Annotated in this window: 8 protein-coding genes; 4 read left to right on the top strand and 4 right to left on the bottom strand. The window is 55.3% G+C overall.

What is annotated here, in order from left to right; genetic code table 11:
- Positions 1-263: 263 nt before the first annotated feature.
- Genes Q31a_RS17455 through Q31a_RS17445 form a run of 3 tightly spaced genes read left to right on the top strand, consistent with a single transcriptional unit; the run spans position 264 to position 6,178 of the window.
- Positions 264-3,275 carry a PSD1 and planctomycete cytochrome C domain-containing protein gene (locus tag Q31a_RS17455; protein ID WP_145080607.1) on the top strand — a complete coding sequence of 1,004 codons (3,012 nt, stop codon included), beginning with the start codon at positions 264-266 and terminating at the stop codon, positions 3,273-3,275.
- A gap of 19 nt (positions 3,276-3,294) precedes the next feature.
- Positions 3,295-4,734: a DUF1501 domain-containing protein gene (locus tag Q31a_RS17450; protein ID WP_145087389.1), complete on the top strand. Its 1,440-nt coding sequence runs from the start codon at positions 3,295-3,297 to the stop codon at positions 4,732-4,734.
- 37 nt (positions 4,735-4,771) lie between these two features.
- A complete protein-coding gene (locus Q31a_RS17445; RefSeq protein WP_315851622.1) occupies positions 4,772-6,178 on the top strand; it encodes a sulfatase in 1,407 nt (468 codons plus the stop codon).
- Positions 6,179-6,456: 278 nt separating this feature from the next.
- On the opposite strand, the gene Q31a_RS17440 is transcribed toward Q31a_RS17445, so the two are convergent.
- Positions 6,457-9,777 carry a DUF6797 domain-containing protein gene (locus Q31a_RS17440; RefSeq protein ID WP_145080599.1) on the bottom strand — a complete coding sequence of 1,107 codons (3,321 nt, stop codon included), beginning with the start codon at positions 9,775-9,777 and terminating at the stop codon, positions 6,457-6,459.
- A 137-nt stretch (positions 9,778-9,914) separates the two neighbouring features.
- Positions 9,915-11,063, bottom strand: a complete 1,149-nt coding sequence (locus Q31a_RS17435; RefSeq protein WP_145080596.1) for a right-handed parallel beta-helix repeat-containing protein — start codon at positions 11,061-11,063, stop codon at positions 9,915-9,917.
- A gap of 249 nt (positions 11,064-11,312) precedes the next feature.
- On the opposite strand from Q31a_RS17435, the gene Q31a_RS17430 reads away from it, so the two are divergent.
- Positions 11,313-12,179 (top strand): hypothetical protein, encoded by an 867-nt coding sequence (locus tag Q31a_RS17430; RefSeq protein ID WP_231690815.1) that lies wholly within the window; start codon positions 11,313-11,315, stop codon positions 12,177-12,179.
- 60 nt (positions 12,180-12,239) lie between these two features.
- Here Q31a_RS17430 and Q31a_RS17425 read toward each other — a convergent pair whose 3' ends face one another.
- Both Q31a_RS17425 and Q31a_RS17420 read right to left on the bottom strand, forming a co-directional pair.
- Positions 12,240-13,838 (bottom strand): neutral/alkaline non-lysosomal ceramidase N-terminal domain-containing protein, encoded by a 1,599-nt coding sequence (locus Q31a_RS17425; RefSeq protein ID WP_197355360.1) that lies wholly within the window; start codon positions 13,836-13,838, stop codon positions 12,240-12,242.
- A gap of 43 nt (positions 13,839-13,881) precedes the next feature.
- A complete protein-coding gene (locus tag Q31a_RS17420) occupies positions 13,882-14,640 on the bottom strand; it encodes an MOSC domain-containing protein (RefSeq protein WP_145080593.1) in 759 nt (252 codons plus the stop codon).
- Positions 14,641-14,659: the final 19 nt, after the last annotated feature.

Genomic DNA, 14,659 nt, shown 5'->3' with positions numbered 1-14,659 from the left:
GTGTCGGCTGGCTGTTTGCCGATCAGTGATCTCCGAGCGTTTTCGTCGTGGCGCGACGACAGCATGTCAGACGGGGTTGAAGCAGCAAGCGTTCGTGCTCCCGGTTACGCGACGCAGTATTCTGACAACACGCGTGCTAGCGCCACGCGACTGATTGAAACAGTAGGAACGATTAGCTAGACCATCACCGGTGCGCTAACTTAGGGTGACGAGCGACACCTCTGTCGCGACCGCCACTGGACAGGCAGGATAGGGAGATTGTGATGAAGTTCTCGATGGTTTCTTTGCGAAATTTAGAGACGAAGTGGGAGAGCCTACTGCTACTAACCGTCGCGTGCCTCACCTGCCAAGTTGGCGGCGCACCCTGCCTTGCAGATGAGGATAATGCGGCCCTGTTCGTCCGACGCATTGCGCCTCTGCTGCAGGAGAAGTGTATTGCTTGCCACGGAAGCGAAGCCGAGAACATCGAGGGAAGCTTGGATTTGCTTTCGGACGCTGGCTGGCGCTCGGGTAGTGATAGTGGAGTTTTGGCGATTGTTCCTGGGAAGGCCGATGAAAGCCCACTGTTCTTAGCAGCAACTCGTGAGGCTGACGAATGGTCTGCGATGCCTCCTAAAGATGCGGAACGCCTGACTGCCGAAGAGCTGGGGTGGCTGAAGGAATGGATCGCGGGCGGCGCCACATGGCCCGATCAAGAGGAGTCGCAACGCATTGCCCTGGAGTACGAGGATGCATGGTCCGTGGAGGATGGGGTGCGACTGGAGACCTCTGGCGGCCTATCTGCAGATTGGACAAACCGACGCTATGCTCCCGAATCGATTTGGGGGTATCAGCCGGTGCGCACGCCATCAGCCAACTTTGACGATGCTGGGATGCTGGATGAATTCATCGTCCAGCGACTACCAGCTGGCTTAGCCGTTGCGCCGCCTGCGGATCGAACCCAGCTAATTCGGCGTGCCACCTTTGATTTAACGGGCTTGCCGCCGTCCCCAGAGGATGTTCGCCGCTTTGTGGAGGATCCGCGTGCCGACGATTTGGTGTGGGCAGAATTAGTCGATCGCCTCTTGGAGAGTCCACATTATGGGGAACGCATGGCGCAGCATTGGCTCGATGTCGTCCGCTATGCGGATTCCTCTGGTTTTGCAAATGACTATGACCGGGGCAATGCGTGGCGGTATCGAGATTACGTAGTCCGTGCCTTCAATGAAGACAAGCCCTACGATCAATTTGTACGCGAGCAAATCGCAGGCGATGAAATTGCCGAGCAGATGACTCACAGCGATGCGCCCCCAACCGCCACAGGCTCCTCGGTGTCCGAATTGATCGTCGCTACGGGATTCTTGCGCATGGGGCCTTGGGAGCTGACGAGCATGGAGGTTGCCAAGGTGGCTAGGCAGCGGTTTTTAGATGATGCCACCAATAGCGTTGGTGAGACGTTTCTAGCCCACTCTTTGCAGTGCGCGCGATGCCATGATCACAAGTTCGATCCCATCCCTACGCGCGACTATTACTCAGTCCAAGCCGTATTCGCTACCACGCAATTGTGCGAACGGGTCGCGCCGTTTAGTCCTCAAGAGAATGTCGAGGGTTTTGGAGAGCGCAAGTATTTGCTGAAGCGAAAGCGAGAGTTGGAGCAGTCTCTGAAAGTGTTGAATGCTAAGCTGACCGTTTCCAGTGGCCGAGCTTGGTTGACGGAAATGGGGCGGGATACCGCCGCCTATGACAGCGCGGTGGAAAAACTGCTGGCGGCCCTCCCCTTGGATCCTGCTGAACAAGCTGGTTCCCCGACCACGCAAGAGGAACGCGAGCGAGGCCTGTCACTGGGGGAAGTGCGGAAGTTGATGCAGCAGCGGAAGGCCCCTCCTGAGTTGATTCCACCAGCCAAAGCCGGATTTACGCCGGATGATTTTGGAAATGAGCGAGTTGCGCGGAAGGGGCTCGAGCGACTGAAGTGGGAATTGGAACGCTACGAACCCTATGCCTTGGCTGTCTACAACGGCCGGACGCCGCAGGTGAAATCGGTTAGCCGTCCCGTTCGCGTGCCCGAGCAGCGAATGACGCAGGGAGAGTTGGAGCAAACTTGCATTCTGACTGGGGGCGACCCATTTGCATCGGGAATGCCGGTCTCGCCCGGAGTATTGAGCATTCTGGGAGCGGTGCAGACGTCACCGGTTCCAGACTCGGTGAAGGGCCGTCGCCTGGCATTTGCTGATTGGGTAGCGTCGCCTGACAATCCACTCACCACGCGTGCCATCGGGAACCGCATTTGGATGTGGCATTTCAACGTACCGTTGGCGGGAAATCCCAACAACTTTGGGGCGTCGGGAAAACCGCCGACGCACCCGGAATTGCTCGATTGGTTGGCGGCACGCTTTGTGGCGAAAGGGTGGTCCTTCAAATCAATGCATCGCGTGATTATGTTGAGTCAGGCTTATCAGCGGTCCGTATCCCACCCTGATCCGCAGCGTTTGAGCGAAGTTGACCCCGCAGGCGTGAGCTACGCAGTCTTCAAACCGAGGCGACTCACTGCTGAGGAGTTGCGTGACGCGATGTTGGCATCGACCGGCGAGCTGAACCCTATGTTGGGCGGAATTCCAGCGCGGCCGGAGATCAATCTGGAAGCGGCCATGCAGCCTCGGCAGGTGATGGGAACGTTTGCCGCTGCCTGGACTCCCAATCCACTGCCCAGGGAGCGGCACCGTCGGTCGCTGTATACACTGAAGCTCCGAGGGCTTGTCGATCCATTGCTGGAGGTCTTCAATTCGCCCTCGCCCGATTTTTCGTGTGAGCGTCGCGACACGTCGATGGTGACACCGCAGGTCTTTAGCTTGTTCAATAGTCAGTTCAGTCATGCACGGGCCTTGGCGCTCGCCAATCGTTGTTTGACGGAGGCGTCGAACGCGCTGGGGCTGGCGGCCTCGGGTGGGGGCGAGCTTGCAGAAGCAGCCGAGATCGCGGCGATCGAACGGTTGTATCAGTTGGCCTACTCACGAAGTCCGACTGAGCATGAGTTGCAAATCTGCCTCGAACACTGGCGGGCTGTCGACGCGTTATTACCTGACGAGGCTATGGCTGCTGAGGCTCCGGCCGTCTCCGTTCGCCGTGATGCGGTTGAAGAGAATACGGGAGAGCATTTTTCGTTTGAAGAGAGGCTCTATGCCAACGAGGACTTTGTTCCCGATTTGCAACCGGCCGACGTCAACCGCCGCACCCGATCTCTGGCGGACGTGTGCTTGGCCATTCTCAATTCGAACGAGTTCATATACCTCTACTAGGCGAAAACCAATGAGCAAGATGATTGGAAGCGGTCCTGTAGTCGGCAACCCCATAGACCCTCGACGGCAGTTTTTATATGGGCTGGGGGCCAGTGTAGGTTCGATTGCCTTGACGTCCCTGCTCGCTGCCGAAGATTCGCCCCGCGTCGCGGCTGCAGCGAGTGGTAGCCCGTTGCAAGCCAGGCCAGGCCATCTACCGGCGACAGCCAAAAACGTGATTTTCCTGATGATGGAAGGAGGGCCGTCCCACCTGGATACGTTTGATCCAAAGCCAGAGTTGGACCGCGTGCACATGCAAGAGTTTGTCCGCCAAGGGAAGCAGAAGTCGGCGATGGAGAGTGGGCAGCGGTACTACGTCAAAAGCCCCTTCAAGTTTACGAAAGCGGGGGAGTGTGGTGCCGACATGGCAGAAAACTGGCAACACCTCGCATCGGTCGCTGACGAACTCTGCTTTTTCCGAGGTTGTCAAGTTGATAGCGTCAATCACCCCACGGCCATGTACCAACTGAATTGTGGAAATCGTTTCGGCGGTGATCCGGCCATCGGAGCATGGATGACCTATGGGCTGGGTTCGGTGAACCAAGATCTCCCGGGGTTTGTTGTCTTTCCTGAGATTTCGTATCCGCAGGGTGGTGCAGCCAATTGGAGTAACGGCTATTTGCCCGCGAGTTTCCAAGGGACTCCACTCCGCCCGGTGGGGTCGCCCATCTTGGATCTCAGCCCACCGCTGGGAGTCTCACGCGAACGTCAACGCAAAAACCTCGATCTGATTGCTAAGTTGAATGCGGAGCATGCAGCTTTGCATCCCCAACATACGGAATTGCAGGCGAGAACCGATAGCTATGAACTTGCGTTCCGCATGCAAATGCAGGTTCCCGAGGTTCTCGATCTTTCTAGAGAGGATGCGCGCACCTTGGATCGCTATGGTGTCAATCAACCGGCCACCGATGCATTTGGACGCAAATGCTTGCTGGCTCGCAAGTTAGTGGAGAAAGGGGTGCGGTTTGTTCAATTGTACAATGGGACATGGGATAGCCACGACTTTATCGAACGGGCGCATGGCAACCTTGTCCGTGGCGTTGATCGTCCTATTGCCGCGTTGATCCAAGACTTGAAAGAGCGTGGTCTCCTCGACAGCACTTTGGTGGTGTGGTGTGGTGAATTTGGACGAACCCCTGATAATGGTATCCGTGGTGGAACCGCTTATGGTCGCGATCATAATCCGCATGCAATGACTATGTGGATGGCTGGAGGAGGCTGCAAAGCGGGGCACACAATCGGCGCAACGGACGAGTTGGGGATGACTGCTGTTGAGGAAGTGCGGCATATTCGGGACTTTCACGTGACCTTACTCAGGCTGCTGGGCTTGGACGACAATAAGCTGACCTATTATCACGCGGGGCGTTTCAAGCAGCTTAGTCAGTTTGGTGGCAAACCGATTGATGCGCTCCTTGCTTGAAACTTTTCTTGTTCACCTATTCACTGCGAGATTTCCATTGAAACGTGTATCTGTACTGCTGCTGGTGTGTTGCTGGGTTAGTTCGACGGCCGTTGGTGCGCAACCAAATGTGCTGTTGATCTGCATCGACGATCTCCGTCCCGAGCTCCATTGCTACGGCGTGGACTATATTCACTCGCCCCACATCGACCGTCTTGCTAGTGAAGGACGCGCGTTTCATCGGCACTACGTACAAGCACCAACGTGCGGAGCATCTCGGTTTGCGATGCTAACGGGACGATATGGCGGGGCGAGTAATGACGCTCTATTCACCCGCTCCACAACGCTTGCCGAATCTCCTGCATCAGTTTCGCCTAGCCTGCCGGCTTGGTTCCGACAGCATGGATACACCACGGTTTCCGTAGGGAAGGTTTCACATCACCCCGGCGGTCGTGGTGGGGCGGATTGGGATGACGAAGCGATGCCTGAAATGCCGAACTCTTGGGATCGCCATTTGCTAAATGCGGGGCCTTGGCAACATCCGCGCGGGTGGATGCACGGTTTGGCCAATGGGGAGATCCGTAAGAATTCGAAGGAAATGGCTCTTTTTCAATCGTCGGAAGGAAGTGATGCGATCTATCCGGATGGCTCGAACACCGACTTAGCCATTGAACAATTGGAGCAGTTGGCGGGAGCCGGGGCTGACTCTCCCTTCTTCCTGGCATTCGGAATTCTTCGCCCTCATTTGCCGTTTGGCGCGCCGGCCCAATACTACGCACCCTATGCTCAAGCCGATTTGCCTCCGATTTCGCATCCGCAAAAACCCGAAGGAAAGTCGACTTGGCACAAATCGGGCGAATTTTTCCAATACAACAATTGGGGTAAGAACCCCATTCAAGACGCTGAATTTGCGTTGGAGGTTCGGCGCCACTATGCCGCCTGCGTCTCGTTCGCCGATGCTCAAGTTGGCCGCATTCTCGAGCGATTGGAAGCACTCAAGCTGCGTGATAATACGATCGTCGTGCTTTGGGGAGATCATGGATGGCATTTAGGGGAGCACGCAATCTGGGGGAAGCACGCACTCTTTGAAGAATCGTTACGCTCACCTCTCATTGTTCGCTATCCCGGAATGACGAAGCCTGGTGTGGCGACCGATTCGATTGTTGAGTCGGTAGACATCTTTCCGACGCTGGTCGAGCTAGCCGAGTTGCCACAGCCCGAATCCCTGGATGGCCGTTCGATGGTGCCTATCCTAGAGACTCCCGAAGAGGCTGGGCATTCCGCGGTTAGCTACTTTAGAAATGCCAAGACGCTGCGCACCGAAAGCCATCGCTTGATTGAACATCAAGATGGATTCCAAGAGTTGTACGACCATCGCTCTTCCGCTGGAGAAACACTCAACGTAGCCGACCAGTATCCCGAGCTTGTCCAGCAGATGTCGGAAGAGCTCCGGGAACGCAGCTAGCTCAAATAGCCCTCGGTCGTTGCTGGTCTAAGTCCCGCGCCCGCTCTGCCGAGAGCTCTTTCCGGTTCAGAACCTTGGTCCACGGCTCGCAACCCATCCTGCAGTTCCGTTTCGTGTCCTGTCATCTTGGGCTTCCGGCTAGTTAACGGAGGCCGCTGCGGAGGCTGCCGGAACGAGCATTCTCAGTCTGAGCGTGGGAACGAGAGCGGCAAAAGGATATTTGCGATCCCCGTAAGCACGGCCTCGGCGCGCTGCAGAGTCCGCTCGCAAGCCAGACCTTACGGCTCGGTCCCCAGTTGATGGATCGTATTCTGGATAATGCCCTGAAAGAGCTCGCCTTCTGTATCCGCAAGTTCGTAGGCAATTTCCATGCACCAAGTGGGAGCGATGTTTTCAACGGTCAGCTCGACGGATCGGCCATCTTCGGAAACGCTAGCGCTGGAGACTTGTAAAGCGTGTCGATCGTACTGATCAGAACCGTAATTTTTGGTCCTCTTGAGTTTCCAAGTTTCGATCAAAAAATTGTTCGGATCGGATGCCCTGCGTCGATCGACTGGTTCGGTAAACGTTAGTGTAATTCCCGTCGCTTGCGTGGTCAGGCCAATGGGTAAATGCATTGCTTTGCCGGAGGGCCGAATGCGATACAACCCTCCGGTACTCTCCGTCTGGCTGGTTGCCCAAGCGGATAGACCACATACAAACAATTGCCCCGACTCGGGGTGGACACGGCCACGGACGAGGCCGGTTGGAAAATCGGCGATCGGCAGAGGGCTCATGCCACCTTGCCAAACGTCATCAAAGTGTTCGTGAGGAACAATATAGAGCCGTCCATAACCGTACGACATGTTGATGAGAGAGCCCTGCAACGGGCCCCATCGCGAGTGATCAAGCCACAGTAGTTCAGCAGGTGAGCGATCAAACGATTTGTTGGGCCAGCAGAGTGGCGGTTCCATGGCTTCATCGCGACTGTCGTCTGGAGCTCCGTAGCTGTACATGTTGCCATAGAAACCTCCTTCGACCACGCGATTGATGCGATTCATGGGATTCCAATGTCCTTCTTGGTCGGTCACGAAGTAGGAACCATCAGGATTCAAGCAGACGCCGTTGGCAGCGCGAAAACCATTGGCCAAGATGGTTGTGGTATGACCATCGGAGCTTACTCGGAGCAAAGTTCCATGGTGCGGGACGAGCGAATCTTTGGCATGCCGCGCACTCTTGGCGTAATACAGATTTCCTTCTTCGTCGGCTTGCAGTCCCATCGCAAACTCGTGGAAGTGTTCGGTCACTTGATGATCGCTATTAAAATTTTCGTAGTAATCTGTCTCGTCGTCACCATTCAGATCGTGCAGGATGACGATTTGATCTCGGCAGGTAACGTGAATCTTCCCATTGAGAACCTTAATTCCTAAGGGGTGGAACAGGCCGGTGGCGACGCGTTTCCAGCCAAGGGAGCCTTCTTGAGCGTGGATGTTGCTGACCATCCAGACGTCACCGTCCCAAGTGCATACCAGCATGCGATCCTCGGGCAGAAAATCGATTCCAGTAAGTCGAAGGCGATTATGCCACGGAGTGGCGGCCGGTCGCGGTAGGGTGTCCACGACGAAGGCGCCAGCTGTGGCATCTGGCTGTAGATTCACTTCTTGAACTTCCGTCCACTGAGCTGGCCCGGGGAGCGTTAAAGGCTGCAGATCTTCGGGAGTTATCACCACGGAAGGGCTGTTCGCTAGAGCGGCAGAATCGGCCGTCAGGTGCAGTTCCAAATTGACAGGTGTCTCCTCGGCAGGGATCTTCAAGAGCGTGTAGTCTGCATCGCTCGTCAAATGGTTCTGGCTCAATCCGTGGACGCGAATTTGAACACCCGCCACCGGAGCGACTCGCAAGGTTAGGTCGTGGGAGGATTGCCCGACGTTCAGGACCCGTACCCAGGTGACGGAATCTCCCTGCTCAGGGGCTGGGATGTGAATGCGGTGTGATTCTAGTACTGAAGCATCGCCAACCGTGTAGGACACCACCACCCGCTGACCATGCCGATAGAGTCCGCGATAGTGAGCCCACTCCCTCGGTAGTGGGCCGTAACGCAATCCGTCGCGCCCCAAGACGCGTGGATCCTCGAAGGATCCGGTGGCGGGATTGGCCCAGCCTGGAACGTTCGGTAGGGAAAAATGCGTTGTGCCCTCTGTCCGAGGGTGTATGTTGTGTTTGCCGTCAAACAGAACGCCTTGCCAATCGATAAAACCAGTTCCAGACCACGCGCCTGCGACTCGTAGGGTGTCATGCTCAAACGCGAGCCAATGCGAGCCTCGTGCAATGCCGCCCGCCCCTGCATCGAGTCGGACGGCGATCCCTTTGTAAGCGATCTGCGTTGGGGAATTGGCGGATCGCTGCGCCGGCTGGTCTGCGGACATTTCGTAAGTACTGATAAGAAACGGTCCGTAGTCCATGTCACTCCAGGGAGTTTCGAGCTTGGGGGTTGGGCCACGCTTGGTTCCCTTCGGTAGGCTTGCCAAATACTCCGGATTCACCTCAAAAAACTGAGAGCGGTTGTTGGTTTTGATGAACGCTTCGCGGATGTAATGAATTACATCGTATTTTTGCTGAGGGACAAGCTGACGCTGTGCTAGCATCATGCGATAGCCATGCGTGAGTGTTCGGTAGATGCTCAACGGATCCGACCCATTGCTAAATTTACCGCTGGCAAAACGGAGAGCATTCGGAAGCGACCCCGGTTGTTGCTGAGTACCATGACAATTTACGCATAGGCTGCCATAGAGTTTCTCACCGCGCTCGAAGGAGTCTTGATTCCAAGCCTGAAGCATTCCGGCATGGTCGAGATCCGATTCGTATGCGGGCAGCGGTTGTGCGACGGATTGGGTGGAGGCAACAAGTAGCTGGTGTGCGCGCTGAGGACCAACAGCGCCGAGTTCGACGATAAACCGAACCAAGTCGTAAAACTCGTTTTCATCTTGCAGTTGGTTAACCAGTCCTGCTGGCATCATCGAAGGTGCGGCTATCTGGGTATCAATTTCGGCGGTAGGAATTTCGCGGAGTTGCTCTTCACCGGGAATCGATAATGTTAAGGATTCGGGTGTGCTATTGCGAATCATTCCCGTCAGAACTTCGCCATCGACCGTCAGGATTTTCTGAGTTTGGTAACCTTCCAGCAGGACGAGGGAGGGACGCAGGATGGAGTCGATGACGTGTTCGTAGCTTCCTCGGTTTTCAAGTAGGGCCAGGTCGGGCCCGAGTTGTCGCGCCTGAGGGGTGGGGGCGTGGCATTGAACGCAGCTCAGACCTGACCGATTGAAAACCCTCGCTCCGCGAGAGGCATCGCCCAGGATCCTTGCCTTTTGCGCAAGGTTTGACAGGGGACGCGTCGACAAGGTTGCTTCCAAAGGTGTTTGCGCGAAACCGACGTTCACGCCGATAATGCAACAGGCAACTGAAACAATCAGAGAAATGAGCCACCGGATAGGTTGCTCGCAACTAATTCGGTAGTGCAGCGACGGCGATGCAATTAAAGCGGCCGCCAAATCATCGTGATTGCGTCTGACCGAGTAATCCGCGGGCAGACTCGAAATGTTGTGGATCTGAAGGTGCATCTGTACTGGTATCCCGGTGGTGAGTTGAGTGTCGATGGTACTTCAGGCGAAGGCTGACGCTGCATGCCCAGTGCGTAAGGAAATCCGGTAACCAATACGGTGGATCCGAACATGAAGCGCTGTTGAGTGCTCTACATTTAGCGTTTGAAGATTGCATTGCCATTGCGAATAATATCCCGGCACGTATCTTCTTCGATAATGGCTGCATTGCTGAGGCGGGAGAACAGGTTACCGGAAAGCACGACTTGCTGGCAAGCTTGGAGCAGGACGCCGGCCGCCTCATTGGGATTTGCTTCGGTCTTGGTGGGGGAGTCGTCGCGCCGCAGAATTGCCTTGCCCTCAGCATCGTTTCCAACCCATGTGTCACAGAAATTATTGCCCGTGATTGTGATACTGGCAGATTCGCTGCGAACGGCGATCCCTGTTTTTTTGACCAATGTGAATGTGTTGGCCGAAATGGCACATCCGTGTGCATCACGGAGGTCAATTCCTCCTGAGAAATCGTGAGCAATAACATTGGCTGAGATTGTGATGCCGTAACAATCACGGTCGAGGATGATAGCCCACCCCTGACACTCTTCGATCATATTGCCCGACAGAACGGAACCATAGGTGTCTTCGATAATGACTCCATTCCCAAGGTGATCGTCGATGTTATTTCCGTTCATCGTGAGGTTGAAAGAATCGATGCACCGCAATGCATCTTGATTCTCTTCAAATTGGTTGGCTGAAACGATGATGTCATGACAACCCTCAAGAGAGACTCCGCATTTCTTATTGTAAGTTAGAAGATTGTCATTGATGCGGGGATCCTCATAGCAAAAGTGCAGGTGAAATCCATCTCCACCGTTATAGCTGCAACTAACTGAGTGGATGTGAATTTCTTCGATGTAGCGAGCTTCGATACCCGCGCCACTCTTCGCGTTGCCGGTGATTCGCAGATTGGTCACACTAACACGCCATAGGCGTTCTTGGCTGGGAGTTGCTTTGGCTGAGAAAGCAGGGTTCTCGATCAGAATGGCTGGCAACCCTTCCGTGTTTTGGTTGATCAGGTTCGTGGATGCCCCAAAACCGATGACTTGCGTGTCCCCCGTTTTGATGCGAAGCGGAGTTTGGAGGTGGTGAGTTCCCGGGGGAATTTGCAACACGCCGCCACTGGCTGGAATAGCATCGGCTGCGTCCTGGAGCGACGGGTAATCGGCTGCATTGACGATAGTCGCGTGTGCTGAGACCGCTGGTTGTACTAGGCTGAAGAGGATTGCAGTGATGATTGCTAAGCAGCGCATGGTGGTAGAGCTTTCGAATCCTGAAGGGCAGATAGGCGGGCGGCATTTAGTTCGTCGGAAAATGCTCGAGGGCAGGATAACGCTTGCGAGCGACGAGGTGACTGCCGAGGTCGTGGATGCCAAATCGCGGAATTATTCCAGCGAATGCTCGCAGAATGCACTCGTGTTGAGTTCCCGAAGACAGGTTTACTATGATAGTGTATTCCGCTTACATTTGTTCGTGTTTTTACCGCTTTCCAGGCCTGCCCCATGATCGATTTACGACATCCACTGCGCCGCTTCCTAGGCACATTGACCATTGCCAACGCGCTCATCTTGAGCTCTGCAGCTATAGGGAATGCAAACGATTCCCCACCAGCGCAATGGCCGGATTCCATTGTTTGCGAGGGGGACTACCAGCATCACTTGCAGGGGGTTTGCGTTGATCGCCATGCTCAGGTGTACTGGTCTTTTACCACGCAATTGGTCAAAACCGATTCGCAGGGCCGAGTGCTGAAGCAATTGGCCGTGCCCAATCATCATGGCGATTTGTGCATCTTGGGAGACCAGATTTATGTGGCAGTGAATCTAGGTCTGTTCAATGATCCGGCAGGCAACGCCGATTCTTGGGTCTACGTGTACGATGCGAAGACGCTCGATTTGGTGTCTAAGCATGAAGTGCAGGAAGTATTTCATGGAGCTGGCGGCATTGGAGTCCGCGAAGGGCATTTCTTCGTGGTGGGGGGACTACCCGACGGAGTGCAGGAGAATTACGTCTACGAGTATGACGCCAGCTTTCGCTTTCTGAAAAAGCATGTCATTGACAGCAAGTGGACGCACTTGGGAATCCAGACGGCCACGTTTCACGATGGGCAATGGTGGTTTGGTTGCTATGGTACTCCCAAAATCCTGTTGACGACCGATGCCGATTTCAAATTGCGAGGGCGATTTGAATTCGATTGCTCGCTGGGAGTCGTCGGAGTGAGCCCGCGTGAAGGAGCTGCGTCAGGAAAGATCCTCTTTGCGAAGGGACCACGAACCAGCGATGGACGCCACCTGGGGTCACTCCATGCCGCCCGCCCAGATCCACAGGTCGGCTTGGTGGAGGTGGATCCGCCAACCGAAGTGGAAGAGTGATAGACGCGGATTGCAAGTTTGGCGGTCGCTGAGCTGGCAGCGGTGTATGGCGAGCGCGGTTTAGTCGGCTGACTCGGCTGCGGATTGACGCAACAGCTCCACCGCTGCTTCGACCAGCAGTTCACCACCACCCGGCTGAAGAGTTGAATTGGTAACTTCGTAGCTTCCGCCAGCATACGCGGCACGATGAGGAATGTAGATGGTTTCGTCGGTATTGGACAGCTCCACCAAGATCGTGGTGCGGTATGGTGAGGCTTGTTTAATAGCGAGTCCTAGGTCTACGAAGACTTCGCCCGGCAGGCAAACGATCGCGGTGTCGTGACCGATGGCCATGACACTTACATCAACAGGCAGCGTGTCACCAACGCCCGCCAATGAACGGCTTAGTCCCCAAGAGATATAGTCTGCGGTTTCCACAAAGGGATCGTAGTGGAGCAGGTGATCTAGCATCAGTTCCTTGTAGGCTCTGACGTGATCTAGAAAGTGGACCTTGCTACCGCCTTGAACAAGCTTAAGGATCTCCACCGAGCGCGCCACTTGCTCGCGAGTCGTCTTCTGCAGCGGGAGCTCCACGACTTGGGATTTCATGATGAATTGCGGAGTATCGATCGCACGCAAATGCGGAATCTGAGCGGAGATCGTCTCTGCCAGGGCATTGCCAATAAAGTCAACTTTGTTCCTCTCTTTTCGCGTTGGGTCTGAGTGATTGATGTCGCCACAGCAGCCTGTCGCAAACAGGGATAATAGTTGTGGATTGTTCTGCTGCCGAAGCTTGCGTTCAATGAAGAACGGGAAGTCGGCGCTCCACCGCATGCCGCTGACGGTATCTAAGTGCAACGAAAAATTGTTGATGATGCCCTGCAACTCTCCGGATTCTGGATCGCGCATTGCCAGGATGCCAATTTCAGGGTCGATGGGACCGGCCGCCTTCACCACATCGGGATTGGAATGCGATTGCCAGGTAAGCACGCTGCCATCTCGCATCACGAATCTGCGATTAAAGGATACGTTGGTCGCCTGTAGGGTGGAACCAGCGGCTAAAGCCATGGGGCGGGCCCGCTCGTGGGCTTGCGTGATAGCATCGACCACGCCGTGAATCAATTGCTCAATGTATTCCGCCCTGCCAGCTGCCTGAGGTTCTTCGCCCAAGTAGAGGTACAGTTCTTTCACGTAGTCGGGTGCTGTGTGCGAGTGCGTTGCGGCGACCACGATGTTGCAAGCGGCGATCCCCGTTTTTTCGGATGCCAACCGTCGTACCTCGCGCGACAGGTCGGTCGTGATTCCGATCAGATCGCAGATGACGAGAGCTCCCTCTTCTTGCCCACGAAATACGATGGCTTTGGCTTTGAGCGGATCGATGGTCCCTTCAGCTAGGCGTTCATGGTAGTAACCAGCGATGGGAAAGCCGATGGGAGGCGTGATGTCGGTTTCTGCCAAGCCGACTCGCAATAAGTTGTCTGAATTGGACTCTTCAGAGTCCTCGGGGCGTTGCATGGGAAAGGCTGTAAACTTCGTGCTGCCTTCCTGACTCTGGAAGCCGCTGCGAGTCGTATCGACGGCAGGCGTTTGCCGTGTCGCCGGTCTCTCGAAAGTTTGGCCGTGGAGAGTACAGGAAAACCATAGGCTTAAGCCGGATAAAGCGAGCAAGCAAAGTTTCATGGCGGGAGTGCCTAAGTGGAGTGCATGAAGGGAGGGCAATGGCTTAATCGGCAGCATTCGAATCACTGCCAAACAGCCGGGGTGTTTGATCTGTATCAGTATTCAGTCGCACGCGGTCTCGCAGCGTCTTGGACCAAGAAGCGGAGAGAGCATCGCAGTTCGCCAGCGCTAGATCGTCCGCCGGATTGCGAGGTTTGGCGTACATTACGTTGCTAGCAGCAGCGATGGTCCACTGCGGAAAAGGGCGATGGATGAGCTCGATGCTTTGGCCAGATCGAATGTTGCCAACTTGCAAGACTCGGAAGTACCAGCCCGTTCGTCCCGTCCGCTGGACTTGAATAGCCAGTCTCGGGATCCCCCACCGTCGCGTGAGCTTCCAGCAGGGTTGACGGGGCTGCGATACTTCGAGCACGCACTCTCCAATGGAATACTGGTCACCGATGCAACAGGTAGATTCCTCCAGGCCGTCGAGTGTCAAGTTTTCTCCGAAACTGCCGGGAGCAAAATTGAATTCGGGCAAATCCGCTTGCCATTGCTCATAATGCGTAGAGGCGTAGCCTAAAACGGCTTTGTCGATTCCGCCATGGTGAACCAAATCGGCCTGCTCATCCCCCACCAAGTTCTGCAATCCAACATAGATGGCACCCTCGACCGGTTCCTTGATAATTGCGGATGTCCACGGTTTGGCCCCCGTTGTTCTGGTCGGCCTGTCGGTATTTTCAATGGAGGGCTCCTGGCTTGCGCCTGGGAACTGGCGCGATTTTCCGACTTGGATGGATGCGACGCGACCGATCAGTTTCATGGCGGGAGTCTAGGAAGAG

Source organism: Aureliella helgolandensis (assembly GCF_007752135.1).
Classification (GTDB): domain Bacteria; phylum Planctomycetota; class Planctomycetia; order Pirellulales; family Pirellulaceae; genus Aureliella; species Aureliella helgolandensis.
Note: the sequence above shows the minus strand (reverse complement) of the source record. Positions and strands in the feature narration are given on the sequence as shown.